Origin of the sequence: Variovorax beijingensis (assembly GCF_007828835.1) — a bacterium.
Classification (GTDB): Bacteria; Pseudomonadota; Gammaproteobacteria; order Burkholderiales; family Burkholderiaceae_C; genus Variovorax; species Variovorax beijingensis_A.
The window spans coordinates 217,292-237,159 of record NZ_VIVL01000009.1; the positions used below are offsets into that span (position 1 = coordinate 217,292).

17 protein-coding genes are annotated in these 19,868 nt (G+C 68.4%); 9 read left to right on the top strand and 8 right to left on the bottom strand.

Features of this window, described 5'->3' with window-relative positions; genetic code table 11:
* Positions 1–13 precede the first annotated feature (13 nt).
* Entirely contained in the window at positions 14–880 is an 867-nt protein-coding gene (locus FB547_RS24185; protein ID WP_145746194.1) for a MurR/RpiR family transcriptional regulator, read from the bottom strand.
* A gap of 137 nt (positions 881–1,017) precedes the next feature.
* Here FB547_RS24185 and FB547_RS24190 point away from each other — a divergent pair, with 137 nt between their 5' ends.
* The 4 genes from FB547_RS24190 to FB547_RS24205 all read left to right on the top strand — a co-directional run bounded on the left by FB547_RS24190 (position 1,018) and on the right by FB547_RS24205 (position 4,900).
* Complete coding sequence (locus tag FB547_RS24190; protein ID WP_145746195.1) at positions 1,018–2,352, top strand: aspartate aminotransferase family protein; 1,335 nt, start codon at positions 1,018–1,020, stop codon at positions 2,350–2,352.
* Between the two features lie 61 nt (positions 2,353–2,413).
* On the top strand, positions 2,414–3,328 hold the full coding sequence (locus tag FB547_RS24195) for an amino acid ABC transporter substrate-binding protein (RefSeq protein ID WP_145746196.1): 915 nt from the start codon (positions 2,414–2,416) through the stop codon (positions 3,326–3,328).
* A 13-nt stretch (positions 3,329–3,341) separates the two neighbouring features.
* Positions 3,342–3,995: an aspartate/glutamate racemase family protein gene (locus tag FB547_RS24200; RefSeq protein ID WP_145746197.1), complete on the top strand. Its 654-nt coding sequence runs from the start codon at positions 3,342–3,344 to the stop codon at positions 3,993–3,995.
* A gap of 80 nt (positions 3,996–4,075) precedes the next feature.
* On the top strand, positions 4,076–4,900 hold the full coding sequence (locus FB547_RS24205) for an undecaprenyl-diphosphate phosphatase (protein ID WP_145746198.1): 825 nt from the start codon (positions 4,076–4,078) through the stop codon (positions 4,898–4,900).
* A gap of 27 nt (positions 4,901–4,927) precedes the next feature.
* Here FB547_RS24205 and FB547_RS24210 read toward each other — a convergent pair whose 3' ends face one another.
* Positions 4,928–5,749: an IclR family transcriptional regulator gene (locus FB547_RS24210; RefSeq protein ID WP_145746199.1), complete on the bottom strand. Its 822-nt coding sequence runs from the start codon at positions 5,747–5,749 to the stop codon at positions 4,928–4,930.
* Positions 5,750–5,875: 126 nt separating this feature from the next.
* Here FB547_RS24210 and FB547_RS24215 point away from each other — a divergent pair, with 126 nt between their 5' ends.
* The gene (locus FB547_RS24215) at positions 5,876–6,844 is read left to right on the top strand and encodes a Bug family tripartite tricarboxylate transporter substrate binding protein (RefSeq protein WP_145746200.1); all 969 of its coding nucleotides are present in this window, start codon (positions 5,876–5,878) and stop codon (positions 6,842–6,844) included.
* Between the two features lie 10 nt (positions 6,845–6,854).
* Complete coding sequence (locus FB547_RS24220) at positions 6,855–9,206, top strand: cytochrome P450/oxidoreductase (protein WP_145746201.1); 2,352 nt, start codon at positions 6,855–6,857, stop codon at positions 9,204–9,206.
* 15 nt (positions 9,207–9,221) lie between these two features.
* Here the strand turns inward: FB547_RS24220 and FB547_RS24225 are convergent, their stop codons facing one another.
* Positions 9,222–9,890, bottom strand: coding sequence for a response regulator transcription factor (locus FB547_RS24225; RefSeq protein WP_145746202.1), 669 nt, complete (start codon positions 9,888–9,890; stop codon positions 9,222–9,224).
* Between the two features lie 338 nt (positions 9,891–10,228).
* Here FB547_RS24225 and FB547_RS24230 point away from each other — a divergent pair, with 338 nt between their 5' ends.
* Positions 10,229–12,172 carry a YadA family autotransporter adhesin gene (locus FB547_RS24230; RefSeq protein ID WP_410000816.1) on the top strand — a complete coding sequence of 648 codons (1,944 nt, stop codon included), beginning with the start codon at positions 10,229–10,231 and terminating at the stop codon, positions 12,170–12,172.
* A 43-nt stretch (positions 12,173–12,215) separates the two neighbouring features.
* On the opposite strand, the gene FB547_RS24235 is transcribed toward FB547_RS24230, so the two are convergent.
* From FB547_RS24235 to mutS, 3 genes are read right to left on the bottom strand one after another with little or no spacing between them, the layout of a single operon-like run.
* Positions 12,216–13,025, bottom strand: coding sequence for an alpha/beta fold hydrolase (locus FB547_RS24235; protein WP_186454237.1), 810 nt, complete (start codon positions 13,023–13,025; stop codon positions 12,216–12,218).
* Positions 13,026–13,039: 14 nt separating this feature from the next.
* On the bottom strand, positions 13,040–13,879 hold the full coding sequence (locus FB547_RS24240; RefSeq protein WP_012748685.1) for a proteasome-type protease: 840 nt from the start codon (positions 13,877–13,879) through the stop codon (positions 13,040–13,042).
* 27 nt (positions 13,880–13,906) lie between these two features.
* Positions 13,907–16,504, bottom strand: coding sequence for a DNA mismatch repair protein MutS (gene mutS / locus FB547_RS24245; RefSeq protein WP_261380374.1), 2,598 nt, complete (start codon positions 16,502–16,504; stop codon positions 13,907–13,909).
* Positions 16,505–16,661: 157 nt separating this feature from the next.
* Here mutS and FB547_RS24250 point away from each other — a divergent pair, with 157 nt between their 5' ends.
* Both FB547_RS24250 and corA read left to right on the top strand, forming a co-directional pair.
* Complete coding sequence (locus FB547_RS24250; protein WP_145746205.1) at positions 16,662–17,291, top strand: hypothetical protein; 630 nt, start codon at positions 16,662–16,664, stop codon at positions 17,289–17,291.
* 36 nt (positions 17,292–17,327) lie between these two features.
* Positions 17,328–18,305 (top strand): magnesium/cobalt transporter CorA, encoded by a 978-nt coding sequence (gene corA, locus FB547_RS24255; RefSeq protein ID WP_145746206.1) that lies wholly within the window; start codon positions 17,328–17,330, stop codon positions 18,303–18,305.
* 9 nt (positions 18,306–18,314) lie between these two features.
* On the opposite strand, the gene FB547_RS24260 is transcribed toward corA, so the two are convergent.
* Positions 18,315–19,151 (bottom strand): siderophore-interacting protein, encoded by an 837-nt coding sequence (locus FB547_RS24260; protein ID WP_145746207.1) that lies wholly within the window; start codon positions 19,149–19,151, stop codon positions 18,315–18,317.
* A 15-nt stretch (positions 19,152–19,166) separates the two neighbouring features.
* A complete protein-coding gene (locus tag FB547_RS24265; protein ID WP_145746208.1) occupies positions 19,167–19,784 on the bottom strand; it encodes a PadR family transcriptional regulator in 618 nt (205 codons plus the stop codon).
* Positions 19,785–19,868: the final 84 nt, after the last annotated feature.

Genomic DNA, 19,868 nt, shown 5'->3' on the forward strand with positions numbered 1-19,868 from the left:
ATCCGATCTGTGCCTAGCCCCCGCGCGCCACCGGCGCCACCAGATAGGCGCCCGACTCGAACAATTGCGCCTCGGCCTGGTCGATGCGCCGGATCACCGGCTTGCCCGCGCGGCTCGCGAGCAACTCGACCAGTGCTTCGGTCACGGCCACGCCAGCCGCCACCGAGGGAAAGAACGAGGGGCTGTTGATCGTGAAGAGCAGCGTTTCGTCCGCCAGCAGCGACAGCGGCGAAGCCACGCTGTCTGTGATGGCCACGATGCGGCAGCCGGCGGCCCGGGCCGCCTCGGCCACCTGCAGCGCCTCGCGCGAGTAGGGCATGAAGCTGGCCACCACCAGTGCGTCGCCCTTGGCGAAGGCGCGCTGCTGCATTTCGAGCGAACCGCCCTGGCCATCGACCAGGTGCACGCTGGCGCGGAAGAGCCGGTAGACGTAGACGAACGAGAACGCGATCGGAAAGCAGGCCCTGAAACCCGCCGCATGCACCGCGGGAGCCTTCTCGATCAGCGCGCAGGCCTTTTGCAGCGCCTGCTCGCTCTGCTGGTGCGTGGCTTCCAGGTTGCGGCGCTGCACCTCGAACATCTCGGCCGTGAGGCTGCGGTCCTGCGCGCGGCCGATGAGCTGCTTGGCGCGCCCGCCGTAGGTTTCGCTGCCCAGGCCCATGTCGCCGGCAAAGGCTTCCTTGAGCTGCGGCCAGCCCGCATAGCCCAGGTGCTGCGCAAAGCGCACCAGCGTGGCGGGCGTGCTCTGCGCGCGCGTGCCCACGCTGCGCATCGAGGCGGTCACCACCTCGTTGGGATGGTCGAGCACATAGCGCGCCACCTGTTGCAGCGCGGGGCTCAGTTCGTTGAAACGCTGGCGGATCTGCTCTCTGGCGCCCATGGCGGTGTCTCTCTTCTGGCGGTCGTTGGAACGAATGTACCGGACGTGGGACGACGGAACAGTTGACGGAACAAATGTTCCAGATAACAATATCGTGGAAACGTTAGTTCCAAACACGATTCCGCCGGCCACCCGTCATGACGCACGTCTTCCACCGCCACCTTCGCCACACCCCGCCGGTTGCCGCCGGCTCCAGCGGCATGTTCATCCGCGATGCCGAAGGGCGCGAATACCTCGACGCCTCGGGCGGCGCGGCCGTGTCTTCGCTCGGCCACGCGCACCCCGAGGTGCTGGCCGCCATGCATGCGCAGCTCGACCGGCTGGCGTATGCGCACACCAGTTTCTTCACCAGCGAAGTGGCCGAGCAGCTGGCCGACGAGCTGGTCGCTTCCGCCCCCGAGGGCATGAGCCACGTGTACCTGGTGAGCGGCGGCTCCGAGGCGGTGGAGGCGGCGCTCAAGATGGCGCGGCAGTATTTCGTCGAGACCGGCCAGCCGCAGCGCACGCACTTCATCGCGCGCCGCCAGAGCTACCACGGCAACACACTGGGCGCGCTGGCCGTGGGCGGCAACGCGTGGCGGCGCGAGCCGTTCGCGCCCATCCTGGTGCCGGCCACCCATGTGGCGCCGTGCTATCCGTACCGCGAGCAGCGTGCCGATGAGAGCGCCGAGCAGTACGGCCTGCGGCTCGCGGCCGAGCTCGAAGCAGCCATCCTCGCGCAGGGCGCCGACCGCGTGATCGCCTTCGTGGCCGAAACGGTGGGCGGTGCCACGGCCGGCGTGCTCACGCCCGTGCCGGGCTACTTCAAGGCGGTGCGCGCGGTGTGCGACAAATACGGCGTGCTGCTGATCCTCGACGAGGTGATGTGCGGCATGGGCCGCACGGGTTCGCTGCACGCCTGCGAGCAGGAGGGCGTGGTGCCCGACCTCATCACCATCGCCAAGGGCCTGGGCGGCGGCTACCAGCCGGTGGGCGCGGTGCTCGCGCAGCGCAGGATCGTCGAGGCCATGTCGAAGGGCAGCGGCTTCTTCCAGCATGGCCACACCTACCTCGGCCATCCGATGGCCTGCGCGGCGGCGCTCGCGGTGCAGCAGGTGATCCGGCGCGACGGCCTGGTCGCCAAGGTGCGCGAAGACGGCGCAGCCTTCGGCGCGATGCTGGCCGAGGCGCTCGGCGGCCACGCGCATGTGGGCGACATCCGCGGCCGCGGCTTCTTCTGGGGCATCGAGCTGGTGGCCGACCGCGCGAGCAAGGCACCGTTCGATCCGGCGCTGAAGGTCCATGCGCTGGTCAAGAAGGAAGCCATGGCGTGCGGCCTGCTGTGCTACCCCTTCGGCGGCACGGTCGATGGCCGGCAGGGCGACCACGTGCTGCTCGCGCCGCCCTTCATTGCCACGCGGCAGCAGCTGCAGGACATCGCGGCCCGCCTCGCGGCTTCCATCGATGCGGTGACGCGCGCCGCCGCGCGCTGATCCTTTCGTTGCCGATTTTCTTTCGTCTGTTTTCTTCAACGCCGTTCCGAGGAGCGCTTCCATGCCCAAGCTTCGTCTGCCGATCCCTTTCGGTGCTGCCGCTCTCGCGGTGGCCTTTGCCGCCCTGTTGCCGCACGCAGCCGCGCAGGCCCAGGAGAACGACACGCTCGCCAAGATCAAGGCGAGCGGCGCCATCACCTTCGGCTACCGCGAGTCGTCGTTCGGCTTCTCCTACCTCGACGGCAACCTGAAGCCGGTGGGCTACAGCATCGAGATCTGCAACCGCATCGTCGAGGCGGTGAAGACCGAGTTCAAGCTGCCGGCCATCGAGATCAAGTACCAGGCCGTGACCTCGGCCAACCGCATTCCGCTGGTGCAGAACGGCACGGTGGACATCGAGTGCGGCTCCACCACCAACCTGGTCGAGCGCCAGAAGCAGGTGGCGTTCTCGCCCGACATCTTCCGCTACAACGTGCGCATGCTGGTGAAGGCCGATTCGGGCATCAGGAGCATTGCCGACCTGCAGGGCAAGACGGTGGCCACCACCACGGGCACCACCTCGTTCCGCCTGCTGCGCGAGGCCGACAAGGGCCGCAACCTCGAGGTGAACAACCTGGGCGGCAAGGACCACAGCGATTCCTTCCTGCTGGTGGAAAGCGGCCGTGCGCAGGCCTTCGTGCTCGACGACATCCTGCTGGCCGGCCAGATCGCGAATGCGCGTAATCCGAAGGACTTCATCATCACCGGCGAGAGCCTGCGCACCGAGAACCAGTCGCTCATGTTCCGCAAGGACGATCCGGCCTTCAAGGCACTGGTGGACCGCGTGGTGTCGGGCATGATGAAGTCGGGCGAGATGGAAAAGCTCTACAACAAGTGGTTCATGTCGCCGATTCCGCCCAAGGGCATCAACATCAACTACCCGCTCAATGCCGAGACGAAGGAGGCCTTTGCCAACCCCTCGTCCAAGGGCATCTGACCAATCCTGCCGCATGACCCGCATCGCCCTGATCCACGCCCTCTCGCACTCGGTTGCGCCCATCAACGCCGCCTTCGAGCGCGACTGGCCCGAGGCCGTGCGCATGAACCTGCTGGACGACAGCCTCTCGGCCGACCTCGCGCGCAACGGCCGCGGGCTCGACGCGGCGATGCATGCGCGCTTTCAGCAACTCGCGCAGTACGCGGTCGACACGGGTGCCGAAGGCATCCTCTTCACCTGCTCGGCCTTCGGGCCCTGCATCGAGGCGGTGGCGCGGCGGCATGCGGGCATGCCGGTGCTCAAGCCCAACGAGGCGATGGTGGCGGAGGCCGCGCAAGGGCAGGGCCGCCTCGGGCTCATCGCCACCTTCGCGGCCACGCTGGTATCGATGCCACCGGAGTTTCCGGCCGGCACCGCACTCGAGCCCGTGCTGGCCGAAGGCGCGCTCGACGCGCTCAACGCCGGCGACACGCAGCGGCACGACGCGCTGATCGCCGCCCAGGCGGTGGCGCTGCGCGAGCGCGGCTGCACGCGCATTGCGCTCGCGCAGTTCAGCATGGCGCGCGCGCGCGCCGCCTGCGAAGAGGCCAGCGGCCTGCCGATACTCACCACCGTCGACAGTGCGGTGCGGGCCCTGCGGCTGCGCACGAATCAAGCTGCGCGATAAAGCCCGCGGATGCCAGGGGCCAGCTGAACCTGGCCTGACTCGATGCCTCGCCATAATTGCTGCTCTTTAAAGGAGTAAGCGTGGACATCGTTTTGCTGGTGAAGGCCGCCATCATGGGCATCGTCGAGGGGCTGACCGAGTTTCTGCCCATCTCGTCGACGGGACATCTGATTCTTGCAGGCTCGCTGCTCGGCTTCGACGACGACAAGGCGAAGGTGTTCGACATTGCCATCCAGACCGGTGCGATCTTCGCGGTGATCCTGGTGTACTGGCAGAAGATCCATTCCACCGTGGTGGCGCTGCCGAGGCAGCCCAAGGCAAGGCGCCTCGCGCTCAACGTGGTCATCGGATTTCTCCCCGCCGTGGTGCTTGGGCTGGTGTTCGGCAAGATGATCAAGGCGCACCTCTTCACCCCGGTGGTCGTGGCCAGCACCTTCATCATCGGCGGCTTCATCATCCTGTGGGCCGAGAAGCGGCCGCCAGGCTCGGTGCGCATCGAGCATGTCGACGACATGACGATGTGGGACGCGCTCAAGGTCGGCCTGGTGCAGTGCTTCGCGATGATTCCGGGCACCAGCCGCAGCGGCTCGACCATCATCGGCGGCATGCTGCTCGGCCTGTCGCGCCAGGCGGCCACCGACTTTTCGTTCTTCCTGGCCATCCCGACGCTGATCGGCGCCGGTGCCTACAGCCTCTACAAGGAACGCGCGCTGCTGTCGGTGGCCGACATTCCGCTGTTCGCCGTGGGGCTGGTGTTTTCCTTCATCAGCGCCTGGCTCTGCGTGCGCTGGCTGCTGAAGTACATCAGCACGCACGACTTCATTCCCTTTGCCTGGTACCGCATCGCCTTCGGCATCGTGGTGCTGGCCACGGCCTGGACCGGCACGGTGGTCTGGGCGGAATAGGAACAGGCGCAGCGGCTGTCCCGGCGCTCAGGCGCCGTTCCCGTGCCCCAGGATGGCGCTTGCGGCGCGGGCCTCCTGGCGCACCGCGGCAGCGATCGGGCCGTCGATGGCGGGGTCGAAGCCGCCTGTCGCCCCCAAGGCCGTCAGCACGGCGCACACGCGGCCCGCATAGTCGTAGACCGGCGCCGCCACGGCGCTGATGCCGCGCAGGTAGGTGTCTCTCACGCTCGCGCAGCGCGCCTTCTGCACGTCGCGCCGCAGCTGGCCGATGGGGTCCTTCGCGTCCAGCGTGGCCCGCATGTCTTCCGGTGACTCCGCCAGTTCCTGCTCGGCCAGCGCCAGCACCCGCGACTCGTCGAGCAGGCCCAGGAACGCGCGGCCGGTGGCCGACCAGAGCATCGACATCACCGAGCCCGCGCGCACGTTCACCGTGACCGGCAGGCCCGGTTCCTCGAAGCGTACGATGGTCGGCCCCTTGTTGCCCATGACCGCGACGAAGCAGGTCACTTCGAGCGATTCGCGCAGCCGGACCAGGCTGGGCTCGGCCGCGCGGATCGGGTCGGCCTGGCGCATGGCGGCCAGGCCGATCTGGATGGCTTCCGTGCCCAGGTAGTAGTGCTGCGAGACGGCGTCCTGCAGCACCAGCCCTTCCTCCATCAGGCTGGCAAGGTAGCGGTGCACCTTGGCCGGGCTTTCGCCGACGTGGGCCGACAGGGCGGTGAGGCTGCTGCGGCCGCCCAGGTGGGCCAGCCCCTTGAGCACCGCCATGCCGGTTTCGGCCGATTGCACGCGCTGGCGGCGTTCGCGGGTCGCGGGGGAGAGCGCGGGGAGTTCCGGGGCTTGGGTCATGTGGGCTTCATGTTAGGTGCTGGAACCGGGCGCCGAGCGGCCGCCCGGGTTCAGGGTTGTCCCTTGAACCATGATTACGCAATGCGTATGATACTTACGCAATACGAAATCATGTCGGAGACATCCATGAAAAACCGCCTTGCTCGGTGCCTTGCCGTTCTTTCCCTTGCTGCCGCGGCAAGCGCCAGCGCCCAGACCTTTCCCGCCAAGCCGATCCGCTGGCTCGTTCCGTACGCGGCGGGCGGCGGCTCCGACTTCCTGGCGCGCACGGTCGCGCAGACGCTCTCCGCCCAGGTGGGGCAGCCGGTGCTGGTGGACAACAAGCCCGGCGGCAATACCGCGCTGGCCGCGGCCGAGACGGCGCGCGCGCCGGCCGACGGCTACACGGTGCTGTCGGCCGACAACGGCACGCTGGTGTTCAACCCCGCGCTCTACAAGGCGCTGTCTTACAGCCCGACCAAGGACCTGGCACCCGTCACGCTGATGGGCAAGTTTCCGATGATCCTGGTGGTCGGCGCCAATTCCGGCATTGCCACGGCCAAGGATTTCATCGCCAGGGCCAAGGCCAAGCCTGGCGACCTGAGCTACGCCTCGGCCGGCGCGGGCAGCCCGCATCACCTGGCGATGGAACTGCTCAAGGTGGAGGCCGGCCTCTTCATGGTCCACGTGCCGTACCGCGGCGCGGCGCCTGCGCTGGCCGATGTGGTGGGCGGGCAGCTGCCGGCCATGATGGTCGACCTGGCGGCCGGCGCGGGCTTCATCAAGGGCGGCAAGGTCCGCGCTCTGGCGGTGGCCAACCCGACGCGGCTGCCGCAGCTGCCCGACGTGCCCACTTTCGCCGAGCTCGGCTACAGGAACGTCGAGGCCGCCGCGCTGGTCGGCGTGGTGGTGCCCTCGGCCACGCCGCCGGAGGTGGTGAACACGCTCAACCGCCAGCTGGTGGCCGCGATCAACGAACCCTCGGTGCGCACGCGCATGACCGACTTCGGCGTGGAGCCCGTGGGCAGCACGCCCGCGCAGTACGCCGCGCTGCTCAAGAGCGAGACCGTGCGCTGGCACAAGCTCATCCGGGACCTGAAGATCACCCTCGACTGAGCCCGCCGCCATGTCCGCCGACACCGCCTTGCCTCCACGCACCTCCGGCTGTCCCGTCGCGCACGGGCCGCTGTCTTCCGAGCGCACGCCCACCGGCTGTCCCGTCAGCGCGCGCGCGGCCGAGTTCGACCCCTTCGAGGACGGCTACCAGCAGGACCCGCCCGAATACGTGCGCTGGGCGCGCGAGAAGGAGCCGATCTTCTTCAGCCCCAGGCTCGGCTACTGGGTGATCACGCGCTACGACGACATCAAGGCGGTGTTCCGCGACAACATCACTTTCAGCCCCTCGAACGCGCTGGAGAAGATCACGCCCACGAGCGACGAGGCCAATGCCGTGCTCGCCTCCTACGGCTTTGCTTTGAACCGCACGCTGGTGAACGAGGACGAGCCCGCCCACATGCCGCGCCGCCGCGTGCTGATGGACCCGTTCACGCCCGAGGCGCTCAGGCACCACGAGCCGATGGTGCGCGAGCTGGCGCGCAGCTATGTCGACCGCTTCATCGACGACGGCCGCGCCGATCTCGTCGACCAGATGCTGTGGGAAATTCCGCTGACCGTGGCGCTGCACTTCCTTGGCGTGCCCGAGGAAGACATGGACACGCTGCGCAAGTATTCGATTGCGCACACCGTCAACACCTGGGGCCGGCCGAAGCCCGAAGAGCAGGTGGCCGTGGCGCATGCGGTGGGCAACTTCTGGCAGTACGCCGGCAAGGTGCTCGAGAAGATGCGCCAGGACCCCGACGCGCCCGGCTGGATGCAGTACGGCATCCGCAAGCAGAAGCTGCACCCCGAGGTGGTGACCGATTCGTACCTGCACTCGATGATGATGGCCGGCATCGTGGCCGCGCACGAGACCACCGCCAACGCCACCGCCAACGCGGTCAAGCTGCTGCTGCAACATCCGCAGGTGTGGCGGGAACTCTGCGAAGACCCGGGTCTCATTCCCAACGCGGTGGAAGAGTGCCTGCGCCACAACGGCTCGGTGGCCGCCTGGCGGCGCCTCGTCACCAGGGACACGCAGGTGGGCGGCGTCGATTTGCCGGCCGGCTCGCGGCTCCTGATCGTCACCTCGTCGGCCAACCATGACGAGGCGCATTTCGCGGATGCCGACCTGTTCGACATTCGCCGCGACAACGCCAGCGACCACCTGACCTTCGGCTATGGCTCGCACCAGTGCATGGGCAAGAACCTCGCGCGCATGGAGATGCAGATCTTCCTCGAGGAGTTCACGCGGCGGCTGCCGCACATGCGCCTTGCCGAGCAGCGCTTCAGCTACGTGCCGAACACCTCGTTCCGCGGGCCCGAGCACCTGTGGGTCGAATGGGACCCTGCGGCCAATCCGGAGCGCACGAACCCCGCGCTGCGCGAGGTGCAGGTGCCGGTGCGCATCGGCGAGCCCTCGCGGCACGCGATCGCGCGGCCGGTGGTGGTGGAGCGCGTGACGCCGGTGGCCGAGGGTATCGTGAAGCTGCGGCTCGTGTCCCCCGATGGCAAGCCACTGCCGCGCTGGACCGCGGGTTCGCACATCGACGTGGAATGCGGCTCGCCCGAGCTGTCGCGCCAGTATTCGCTGTGCGGCGATCCCGACGAAGCCGGCGTGCTGGAGATCGCGGTGCTGCACGAGCCCGGGGGGCGCGGCGGCTCGGCCTGGGTGCACACGCAGGTGCAGGCCGGCGACCGGCTGCGCATCCGCGGGCCGCGCAACCACTTCCGGCTTGACGAGTCGCTCCGGAAGGCGATCTTCATTGCGGGCGGCATCGGCATCACGCCCGTGAGCGCCATGGCGCGCCGCGCGAAGGCGCTGGGCATGGACTACGAACTGCACTACAGCGGCCGCAGCCGCAGGCGCATGGCCTTTCTGGACGAGCTCGCGGCGCTGCACGGCGAGCGGCTGCATGTCCATGCGAGCGACGAAGGACGGCGCTGCGATCTGCGCGCGCTGCTCGTCGAGCCGGTGGCCGGTGCGCAGGTCTATGCCTGCGGCCCGCTGCGCATGCTCGAGGCGCTCGAAGACTGCTGCGCCGCCTGGCCCGAGGGTGCCTTGCGCGTGGAGCATTTCGAGTCGACGCTCGCCACGCTCGATCCGTCGAAGGAGCATGCGTTCGAAGTCGAGCTGAAGGATTCCGGCCTGGTGGTCACCGTGCCGCCCGACCAGACCCTGCTGTCGGCGTTGCGCGCCGCCAACGTCGATGTGCAGAGCGATTGCGAAGAGGGCCTGTGCGGCTCGTGCGAGGTGCGGGTGCTGTCCGGCAAGGTCGATCACCGCGACGTGGTGCTGACCCGCCCGGAACGCGAGGCCCACAACAAGATGATGGCCTGCTGCTCGCGCGCCTGCGAAGGCCGGCTGGTGCTCGAACTCTAGGGTTGGTCAGCGCGCCTAGGCGTGCCCGCCGGCCATGTGCGCCGTCTCGGCGCGCGAGCCGAGTGCCAGCTTTCTGTAGATGCCCTTGATGCGGCATTCCACCGCCAGCCGGGGCATCGCCAGCGCTTCGGCGACGTCGCGGTGGCCGAGCCCCTGCACCACGAGTTCAAGCGTCTTGCGCTCCTGCGGCGTCAGCGCCGCCTCAGGCATCGACCCCGGATCGGCCGCGTGCCCCGCATGCCAGGCAAGCACGCGCCGCGCAATGGCCGGATCGATGGTGGCGCCGCCCTGCTCGATGCTGCGCAGGCCGATGCTCAGTTCGAGGTCGTCGCGCTCCTTCAGGAGATAGGCCACCGCGCCGGCGCGAAGCGCGGAAAAAATGGCTTCTTCGCTGCGGGAGGCGGAAATGGCCACGGCCGGCACCTGCGGATGGTGAGCCTGCAGCCACTCGACGAGCTCGACCGTTTCGTCGCCGGGCAGGCCGATGTCCACCAGCACCACGCCGAAGCTCGGCTTTTCCAGCAGATGCATGGCCATCTCGGCATCGTCGGCCCAGATGATCTGCGGCTCGTCGCATCCGAGCGTAGGCAGGATGTAGCGCAGACGTTCTTGCATCGCCGTGTCGTCTTCGACCACGAGCACCGAGCTCAGCGAGACGGTTTCGACGGCTTCCGAGGAGAACATTTGGGCGGCATTCCGGGGCTGTGGCCGAAAAACTGGGACGTTTCGACTTATTTTCCATGAATGTTGCCTTAGTTCACATTTGTGGCGCCTCGTTTGTCCATGCGGTGGTCAGGGCTTTGCGACAGCGAGTGCTGAGGCCGACGCCGCCGGTGCGCGGTTCGAAGGCAAGGCTGCGGTCGAGGCTTCTTCATCTACCAGTTCTCCGGGATGGTCTTGCCGAAAACAAAAAGACACACTTTCCACGTTTTGTTCTAACTGTTCACGGGGAAAAGTCTATGGCCAACCAGACGACGGCAAAACAGCAGCAGTTCGCACGCAGGCTCGGACGGCTGCTGCCGATGACCCTGCTTCTTGCGGGAAGCGCACACGCTGCCGGTTATGCAGCCGGCGATGCGGGCAACCCAGGCCCTATTCGGCCAGGCTGGTCATCGAGCAGCGGCGGCAGCGCGGCCGTGGCCACCGCAGACGGCGCCACCGCAATCGGTGCGGGTGGAGATGGCAGCAACGGAACTGCCGGCGGCATCGGCGGAACCGGCGGCGCGGGAGCCAGCGCAACCGCCAATGGCTCGACGGCCATTGGAGGCGGTGGAACCGCTGGGCAGGGCTTTGCAGGAGGCACCGGCGGAGCTGGCGGCAGCGGCGCCCGGGCTTCGGCAAGCGGGGCTATCGCGCTGGGGGCGGGAGGCGCGGGCCCGGAAGGCTGCTGCGGCTACCCCGGCCATGCAGGTGGCAGCGGCGCGCAGGCCACGGGCAACGCGGCGGTCGCCATCGGAAGCGCCTCGGGCACCCAGCAGGGCGCCGTGGCGTCCGGCAGCGGCAGCACGGCGATCGGTGGCGCCAACGATGGCGTCTCGGGCGCGGCGGCGCTTGCAACGGGCAGCGTGGCCATCGGCTCTGGCAGCCAGGTCGCAGGCGGCGCGACCGGAAGCGTGGCCATCGGCGCGAACTCCTCTGCCACGGCGCCCAACACGGTCTCTTTCGGATCGACCGGCCAGACGCGCGGCCTGGTCAACGTCAGCGCCGGATCAGTGACCGCCACGAGCACCGATGTCGTCAACGGCAGCCAGCTGTACACCGTGCAGCAAGCCGCCAATGCGGCTTCCAACGCAGCGGACACCGCGCAGGCCACCGCCAGTGCCGCAACGGGCACGGCGGTTCTTGCCCAGACTGCGGCGGCGGCGGCCCAGGGCACGGCGAGCACCGCGCTTGCCAATGCGGCCACGGCACAGGCCACGGCCAATGGCGTCCAGAGTACGGCGAACACTGCCCTTGCCAATGCAGCCACTGCGCAAACCACGGCCAACGGCGCCCAAACCGCGGCAGCGGCTGCCCAGGGCACGGCCAACACCGCCTTGGGCGTGGCGAACAATTCGGTCCAGTACGGTCCGGGTGGCACGACTGTCAGCCTGAATGCCAACGGCGGCGCGGGAACCACGCTTGGCAACGTCCGGGCCGGCACGGCCGCGACGGATGCCGCTAACGTCGGTCAGGTCCAGCAGGCGGAGCAGGGTGCCGTCGCGGCCTCCAACAGCTTCACGGTGCAGCAGGTGACGGCCTTGCAGAGCGTGATGAACCAGGCCCTTGCCAACGGCCTGTGCAGCTTCAGCGGGGGCAGCGTGACCTGCGGCACGGGCAGCAAGGCCACCGGTGCGGGTGCCACGGCGCTGGGCGCCAATGCCACGGCCAATGGCGACAGCACCACCGCGGTGGGCAGCGGCGCCGAGGCCCGCCATGCCGGCTCGGTGGCCATCGGCGCCGGCGCCAGGGCCCTGGCCGATCCCACCACCGCCGTGGGCAACAACGCGGTGGCCACCGGCAACAACGGGGTGGCGCTGGGTGCCAACACGCTGGCCGCGGGCAGCAATGCGGTCGCGCTGGGCCAGGGCTCGGTGGCGGATCGCGACAACACCGTGTCGGTGGGTAACGCGGCCACCGGACAGCTGCGCGGCATTGCGAACGTCGCGCCTGGGTTGCTGGGCACCGATGCGGTCAACGTGAACCAACTGCAGCAGGCGGTGAGCAACGCGACCAGCCAGGCGAACGCCTTTGCCGCAAAGGGCGTGGCATCGGCATTGGCCATGCCGTCGATGCCGACCCTGCCGGCGGGCAAGAAATGGATGGGGGCGGCCGTGGGCGGCTACGCCGGCGCATCAGCCATCGGCTTTGCTTTCGGCTATCAGGTCAGCGACAACCTGAACCTGGGGCTGGGGGTCTCCACCGCCACCAGCAGCGGCAGCAGCAACCGCATTGCCGCCCGCGTGCAGGCCGGCTATTCCTGGTGAGGTGCGCTGCGAAGACCAGGCGCGCCTGTGTTGCCGCTGCCGATCAGCCCATCAGGTTGCGCAGCGCTGCCTCGACCGCCGCCGCTGTGGCCAGCGGCTTTTCCATGGGAAACAGGTGCGTGCCGTCGAGCATGGCGATGCGTCCCCTGGTGACCTTCTGGGTCATCGCCATGCCCACCTGCTTCATCTCCGCGGACTGGCGCCCGCCGATGAAGGCCGCCTTGCACTTGAGCGGATGGCGGCGCAGCAGCGCGCCCAGGTTGTGGGGCAGGGTGTTGTAGATGGCCGTTTCCACGTCGCGGTCGAAACTCAGTTCGCGCATGTCTTCGCTCGCGAAGGTGCCGTGGTCGATGTAGTCGTGCAGCACCTGCTCGTCCCACCTGGCAAAGGCCTTCTTGCTGCGGAAGTGCTCGAACACCGCTTCGCGGTGCGCCCAGCTGTTCCTGCGCTTGCGGCTGATGGCGCCGGGCGAAATGCTCTTCATGAGCGGTGTGCGCTTGACGACATTGAGCGTGTTCGCGCGCCAGCCGCTGAGAACCGGCGAGTCGAGCAGCACCACGCCGCAAGCGAGCGCCGGATGCAGCGCCGCGCACATCAGGCTCAGGATTCCGCCCAGCGAATGGCCGACCAGGAACACCGGGCCGCCGGCGCGGTCGGCGCGCTGCTGTGCGAAGTCGGCCAGCTGCTGCACCAGGTGCGGCCAGTTGTCGGTGACGGGGTACTTCGGGTCGTGCCCGAATTTCTCGATGGCATCGACCTCGAAGCCGCGGCTGCGCAGGCTGTCGAGGACGACGCGGTAGGTGCTCGCAGGAAAGCTGTTGCCGTGCGAGAACACGACGGGAGGCATCGGCATGGCCGCGGTCGGCTTCAGATCAGTTTTTCGTCGGGCGTCGAGATCTTGCGCAGCGGGCTGTGCCGCGTGGCCGGCATCTTCAGCGGATGCTCGGTGGCGGAGTCGTCCCACACCGGATCCTCGATGCTGTCGAACACCTCGCGCAGCTTCTGGCCCCAGCTGTTGTGCATCATGCGGTAGTAGGGGTTGTCGGCGTCGATGCAGATCACGCGGTCGGTCTCGAGCTTGTTGGCCTCGTACACCACCAAGTCGAGCGGCAGGCCCACCGACAGGTTCGACTTCATGGTCGAGTCCATCGACACCAGGGCGCACTTGGCGGCTTCGTCGAGCGGGGTCTCGGGCGTGAGCACGCGGTCGAGCACCGGCTTGCCGTACTTGGATTCGCCCACCTGGAAGTAGGGCGTCTCGGTGGTGGCCTCGATGAAGTTGCCGGCCGCATAGACCAGGAACAGGCGCATGCCTTCGCCCTTGACCTGGCCGCCGAAGATGAAGGACACGTTGAAGTCCAGCCCCGCATGCTTGAGCGCCTCGGCGTCGCGGTCATACACGTGGCGCACCGCCGAGCCGAGCACGCGCGCGGCGTCGAACATGCTCTTGGCGTTCCAGATGGTGATGGGGTCGCCCTGCGAGCCGTCTTCGCGCGTTTCGCGCAGCTCCTCGATCTGCAGGATTTCGCGCACCGACTGCGAGATGCTCAGGTTGCCCGAGGACAGCAGCACCATGACGCGGTCGCCCGGCTGCTCGTAGACGATCATCTTGCGGAAGGTGCTGATGTGATCCACGCCCGCATTGGTGCGCGAGTCGGAAAGAAACACCAGGCCGGCGTTGAGTTTGATGCCTACGCAATAAGTCATTTTTTCATCTCGCACGAAGGATGCCCGCTACGCAGCGCTGCGTTCGCGCGTGTTCAGTTTTTGTAAGGCATAGAGCGCGTCGAGCGCCTCCCGTGGCGTCATCGCATCGGGGTCGAGCGCGGCCAGGGCGGATTCTACGGCGCTGGCCATGGGCGTTTCGGCCGACGGGGGCGGGGCGAACAGGTCGACCTGCGCCCGCGTCTGGGCATGCTGCGACTCCAGCGCCTCGAGCGCCTGCCGCGCATGGTTGACCACCGCGGCCGGCATGCCCGCGAGCCGCGCCACCTGGATGCCGTAGCTCTTGCTGGCCGGACCGGGCTGCATTTCGTGCAAAAACACGATGTCGCGCCCCGCCTCGGTGGCGCTCACGTGCATGTTCACGGCGCAGTGGTGCGTGGCCGGGAATTCGGTCAGCTCGAAGTAATGGGTGGCAAACAGCGTGAAGGCCTTGCTGCGGTCGTGCAGCTGGGCCGCGATGCCCGCGGCCAGCGCCAGCCCGTCGAAGGTGCTGGTGCCGCGGCCGATCTCGTCCATCAGCACCAGCGATTGGGCGGTGGCGCTGTGCAAGATTTGCGCGGCCTCGGTCATCTCGAGCATGAAGGTCGACTGCGCGTTGGCCAGGTCGTCCGCGGCGCCGATGCGGGTGTGGATGGCGTCGATCGGCCCGAGCCGGCAGGCCGCCGCCGGCACGTGCGAGCCGATGGACGCCAGCAGCACGATGATCGCCACCTGCCGCATGTAGGTCGACTTGCCGCCCATGTTGGGGCCGGTGATCACCTGCATGCGCTGCTGCGGCCCGAGCTGGGTGTCGTTGGCGATGAAGCCGCCCGACGATTTTTCGGCCAGCCGCGCCTCCACTACGGGATGGCGGCCCTGCTGGATCTCGATGCAGGGGTGCGAGACGAAGCTCGGCGCGCGCCAGTGCAGCGTGTGCGAGCGCTCGGCCAGCGCGCACAGCGCGTCGAGCGTGGCAATGGCGCCGGCCAGCTGCGTGAGCGCCGGCACCGAGGGCTGCAGCGCATCGAGCAATTGCTCGTAGAGCCACTTCTCGCGGGCGAGGGCCCGGTCCTGCGCGCTCAGTGCCTTGTCCTCGAAGGCCTTGAGTTCGGGCGTGATGAAGCGCTCGGCGTTCTTCAGCGTCTGGCGGCGACGGTAGTTGTCGGGCACCTTCGAGAGCGCGCTTTGCGTGACCTCGATGTAGAAGCCGTGCACGCGGTTGAACTGCACGCGCAGGTTGGCAATGCCGGTGCGCTCGCGTTCGCTGACTTCGAGCTTCAGCAAAAAATCGTCGCAGTTCTCGCTGATGGCGCGCAGCTCGTCGAGCTCGGCGTCGTGGCCGGTGGCGATCACGCCGCCGTCGCGCACCAGCGCCGACGGGTCGGGCTTGATCGCGCTCGCCAGCAGGTCGGCACAGCCCGGCGGCGGCGCGAGCCGTTCGATGATGCGGCCCAGCAGCTCGCCAGAGGCCGGAAGCGCCGGTGCCAGCTGCTCGGCCTTCGCGAGCGCGAGGCGCAGCGCGAGCAACTCGCGCGGACGCACCTGCCGGAGCGCGATGCGCGCCGCGATGCGTTCCACGTCGCTGGTGTTCTTGAGCTGCTCGCGCAGGGTGCGCCAGGGCGCGGCCGTGCCGCCCAGCACGGTGGACTGGAGCGCGGCAATGGCTTCGAGCCGGGCCTGCGCCTCGCTGCGGTCGCGCCGCGGCGACAGCAGCCAGCGCTTGAGCAGCCGGCTGCCCATGCCCGTCATGCAGGTGTCGAGCAGCGAGAACAGCGTGGGTGCGTCTTCGCCTCGCAGCGTTTGAACCAGCTCCAGGTTGCGCCGCGTGGTGGGCGGCAGTTCGATCAGGTCGCCATCGCGTTCCACCGACAGGCGTTGAACGTGCGAGAGCGCGCGGCCCTGCGTGTGCTCGGCATAGCCCAGCAGCGCAGCCGCGGCGGCATGCGCATTGGCGAGCGATTCGGCATTCCAGGCCGCGAGGCTGTTGCTGCCCATCTGCTCGCTGAGCTTGCGTTCGCCCAGGCCGCCGTCGAACTGCCATGCGGGCCGGATCGAGAGCGTGAAGGGCGTGGACGCACGCGCGGCCTTCAGGCGCTGCTCGAAGGCCGGCGTCACCTCGGCGCTGTAGAGCAGTTCGCTCGGCGCGATGCGCGCGATCCAGGCTTCGAGCGCATCGGCCGGGCATTCGGCCAGCCGCAACTCGGCGCCGGTCACGCTGAGCCAGGCCAGGCCGCAGAAGTTGCGTGTGCCCGCATGCACCGCGAGCAGCAGCGATTCGCTCTTGTCGTTCAGCAGTTCCGAATCGGTCAGCGTGCCGGGCGTGACCACCCGCACCACCTTGCGCTCGACCGGCCCCTTGCTGGCGCCGACTTCGCCCACCTGCTCGCAGATGGCCACCGATTCGCCCAGCTTGATGAGCCGCGCAAGATAGGTGTCGACCGCATGGAAGGGCACGCCGCACATCACCACCGGCTGGCCGGCCGACTGGCCGCGCTGGGTGAGCGTGATATCGAGCAGGCGGGCGGCCTTTTCGGCGTCGGCCCAGAACAGTTCGTAGAAATCGCCCATCCGGTAGAACAGCAGTGTGTCCGGATGGTTCGCCTTGAGGCCCAGGTACTGCGCCATCATGGGCGTGTGCCCGGAGAAGTCGCTGGTGGAGGGGGAGGGTTGCGCGGTCGTCGTTTTCACTCGGACGATTATCGGGGACGGCGAACGGTCCGGCCGGGCCGGCAGCCCACCTTTAAAATCCGCCGGCGCGAACCCCGCGTGAAGAAACAAGGCGCCCATGGTCCACCCGGATGAATTCAAAGGCCCTGAAGCGGACGCGCTGCCCGACACCGCCACCGTGCCGGCAGAACTCGCTGCGCTGTACCTCTGCATGACGCCAGCACAGCTCGCCGACCTGCGCAAATCGAAACGGCCCGACGGGCGGGCAGGCCATGGCGCGTCCATCATCAGGCCGGTGGAAGGCGGCGCTGCAGCCGGGCCGAAAGACGCGGTGCTCTATCAGCTCGGCACCTTGCGCGGCTTTGCGAAGGCGCACACCGCCCCAACGGCCTTCGACACCGCGTCGGACTCCGGGTTGCCGGGCTGGCTGTCCGCCAGGCTGCCTTTCTTTGCCGAGCGCGAACCGCGCATCAAGCGCGGGCGGCGCGTGCTCATCGGCGGCGCCTGGGACCGGGCGGACCCGCTGCGCGAGAAACGCTTCGCCGAGCTGGCGAAGGGCCGCATCCGATTCACATCATTGACATGCGCCGAAGCCGCCGCGAGCCTGTGGGCCGACGTGGCAAGCCATCGCGCATTCGCCGAAAAGGGCCTCGCGCTGCTCAGGAGCGAGACGCAGGCCATCGAGGCCGCGCTGGCCGACACCGGCCTGCTGCCGGCCGCGGCTTCGAATCCGGAGACGGTGGCCTGACCCGCCTCCTTCAAGACCGACCATGGACGAGTACCGATGCTGATCAACTGCGTGGCCTACGAGAACGGCGCCAAGCTCGCCGACATTCCGGTCGAGGACATCAGCGAGTACATCTCCCGGCCCGGCTGCTTCGTCTGGGTGGCGCTGAGCGACGCCACGCCGGAGGAACTGGCCCAGATGCAGGATGAATTCAACCTGCATCCGCTGGCGGTGGAAGATGCCCACCACGGCCACCAGCGGCCCAAGGTCGAGGAATACGGCGATTCGCTCTTCGTCGTGATGCACCTGGTCGAGCCTTCTGCCGAGGGCGAGCACTGCGTGAACGTGGGCGAGGTCGACGTGTTCGTGGGGAAGAACTACGTGCTCTCGGTGCGCAACCGCAGCCAGCAGGGCTTCCTGGGCGTGCGTGAGCGCTGCGAGCGCGAGCCCGAGCTGCTGCGCAACGGCGCGGGCTTTGTGCTGTATGCGCTGATGGATGCGGTGGTCGACCGCTACTTTCCCGTCATCGACGCGCTCGAGGTGGAACTCGAATCCATCGAGCAGCAGATCTTCGCGCAGGGCGGCGCGGCGCGCGACAAGATCAAGCAGCTGTACGACCTGAAGCGCCGCAGCATGATCCTCAAGCGCGCCGTGGCGCCGCTGGTCGAGGCGGCGGGCAAGCTGTACGGCGGGCGGGTGCCGCAGATCTGCGTGACCTCGCAGGAATACTTTCGCGACGTGGCCGACCACCTGGGCCGCATCAACGGCTCGATCGACGCGATGCGCGACACCATCGGCACGGCCATTTCGGTGAACCTCTCGATGGTCACCATCGAGGAGAGCGAAGTCACGAAGCGGCTGGCGGCCTGGGCCAGCATCTTTGCGGTGTGCACCGCGTTCGCGGGCATCTGGGGCATGAACTTCGAGCACATGCCGGAGCTGAAATTCCGCTACGGCTATGCGGTGGCGCTGGCGCTGATTGCGGCCACCTGCAGCTATCTCTACTACCGGTTCAGGCGCGCCGGCTGGCTCTGAGGGGCCGGGTCACTCGTCGTGCGTATCGTGCGTGGCCGCCGCGCCGCGCCGCCAGTAGCCGGAGGCGCGCGTCCACTTGGGGTTGGCGCCGCGTTCGCCCACGAGATGCGCGCGCAGCGCCTTCGCAATCGCCGATTCGCAGCCCACCCAGGCGTGGAAGTCGCCGGCCGGCAGTTCCATGGCCTTGAGCGTATCGAGCAGCACCGGGCTCAGGCCCGGTTCCGCGCCGTTGCGGTGCACCCACTTCAATGTGAGCTCCGCCTGCGTTTCGAACGGAACCTGGTCGGCCTCGCTGTCGACCTCGGCCAGCACCACCACGCGTGCACCGGCCGGCAGCTCGGCCAGGCGCCGCGCAATGGCGGGCAGGGCGGTGTCGTCGCCGATCAGCAGGTGCCAGTCGAACGCTGTCGGCACGATGAACGAGCCGCGCGGGCCGCCCACGCCGAGCACGTCGCCGGGCCTGGCCCGCTCGGCCCATTGCGTGGCGGGGCCGGCCTCGTGCAGCGCGAAGTCGAGTTCCAGCGTGTTGGCGCGGGCGTCGTGGCGGCGCGGCGTGTAGTCGCGCATGGCGGGCCGGCCGCCCGCGGGCCACACCGGGCCGTCCGGCCCCATGGTCGGGAGCGCGAGCTGGCCGGCCGCGTCGGGGAAAAAGATCTTTGCGTGGTCGTCGAAGCCCGGGCTCGCGAAGCCTTCGAGGTCGTCGCCCGCGAGCGTGATGCGGATCAGGTGCGGCGTCAGGCGCTGCACGGTCTGGACCGCGAGCCGGCGAAAGCGAAGCTCGTGGCGCACGCGGCGCGGCGTGCGGTCGGGCGTGATGGAGGCAGAAGTGGTTGTGAAGTCGGTCATTTCAAAGAAAGAAGTTCAGATGCGCTCTAGCTGTTGAGCGGCGCTGTCGAGCACCGCGGCGAAATCGTGGGCTTGTTGTTCGGTGAGGGGGGCGCCAGAGAGGCGCATGCGCATCGCGAGCTTCAGGTTCTCGATGGCGCGCGTGACCTGTGGCGGGCGGCCGCCGCGCGGGCCGGCGCCGTCGACGCCGCCGTTCATGCGGGCCATCATGGCGTCGGCCGTGTCGCGGTTGGCGGCCAGGAATTCCCGGCCGCTCGCGGTGATGCTGTAGCGCTTGCGCCCGCCGGTGTCGGCCGTTTCCACGCTCAGGTAGCCCATCTCCTCGAGCAGCGTGAGGGTGGGGTAGACCACGCCGGGGCTCGGCGCGTAGCTGCCGCCCAGGCGGTCCTCGATGGCCTTGATGAGTTCGTAGCCGTGGGCAGGCTTGTCGGCGATGAGTTGCAGCAGCACGAAGCGCAGCCCGCCATGGCCGAACACCCGGCTGCCGCCGCGTCCGCCGCGGCCTCCGCCGCCTCCGTGCATGCGCTCGTCGCCGCCGTGGCGTCCGCGGCCGCCCGAGAGACCGTCTTCGTGTTCGCCGCGCGGAGAGTGGCAGTGGTGATGGTGGTGGTGGCCGAAATGGAAGTGCCGCATATCGATGTCCTCTTGAGGTATATCTAAATTATTTTCGATATATCTAAAAAAGTCAAACAGCTCTGCCTTTCGCATCAATGCGGC

Coding starts and splice junctions, on each gene's coding strand:
- FB547_RS24185 (WP_145746194.1), bottom strand. CDS start 880: ATGGGCGCCAGAGAGCAGATCCGCCAGCGTTTCAACGAACTGAGCCCC.
- FB547_RS24190 (WP_145746195.1), top strand. CDS start 1,018: ATGACGCACGTCTTCCACCGCCACCTTCGCCACACCCCGCCGGTTGCC.
- FB547_RS24195 (WP_145746196.1), top strand. CDS start 2,414: ATGCCCAAGCTTCGTCTGCCGATCCCTTTCGGTGCTGCCGCTCTCGCG.
- FB547_RS24200 (WP_145746197.1), top strand. CDS start 3,342: ATGACCCGCATCGCCCTGATCCACGCCCTCTCGCACTCGGTTGCGCCC.
- FB547_RS24210 (WP_145746199.1), bottom strand. CDS start 5,749: ATGACCCAAGCCCCGGAACTCCCCGCGCTCTCCCCCGCGACCCGCGAA.
- FB547_RS24215 (WP_145746200.1), top strand. CDS start 5,876: ATGAAAAACCGCCTTGCTCGGTGCCTTGCCGTTCTTTCCCTTGCTGCC.
- FB547_RS24220 (WP_145746201.1), top strand. CDS start 6,855: ATGTCCGCCGACACCGCCTTGCCTCCACGCACCTCCGGCTGTCCCGTC.
- FB547_RS24225 (WP_145746202.1), bottom strand. CDS start 9,890: ATGTTCTCCTCGGAAGCCGTCGAAACCGTCTCGCTGAGCTCGGTGCTC.
- FB547_RS24230 (WP_410000816.1), top strand. CDS start 10,229: ATGACCCTGCTTCTTGCGGGAAGCGCACACGCTGCCGGTTATGCAGCC.
- FB547_RS24235 (WP_186454237.1), bottom strand. CDS start 13,025: ATGCCGATGCCTCCCGTCGTGTTCTCGCACGGCAACAGCTTTCCTGCG.
- FB547_RS24240 (WP_012748685.1), bottom strand. CDS start 13,879: ATGACTTATTGCGTAGGCATCAAACTCAACGCCGGCCTGGTGTTTCTT.
- mutS (WP_261380374.1), bottom strand. CDS start 16,504: ATGATGGCGCAGTACCTGGGCCTCAAGGCGAACCATCCGGACACACTG.
- FB547_RS24250 (WP_145746205.1), top strand. CDS start 16,662: ATGGTCCACCCGGATGAATTCAAAGGCCCTGAAGCGGACGCGCTGCCC.
- corA (WP_145746206.1), top strand. CDS start 17,328: ATGCTGATCAACTGCGTGGCCTACGAGAACGGCGCCAAGCTCGCCGAC.
- FB547_RS24260 (WP_145746207.1), bottom strand. CDS start 19,151: ATGACCGACTTCACAACCACTTCTGCCTCCATCACGCCCGACCGCACG.
- FB547_RS24265 (WP_145746208.1), bottom strand. CDS start 19,784: ATGCGGCACTTCCATTTCGGCCACCACCACCATCACCACTGCCACTCT.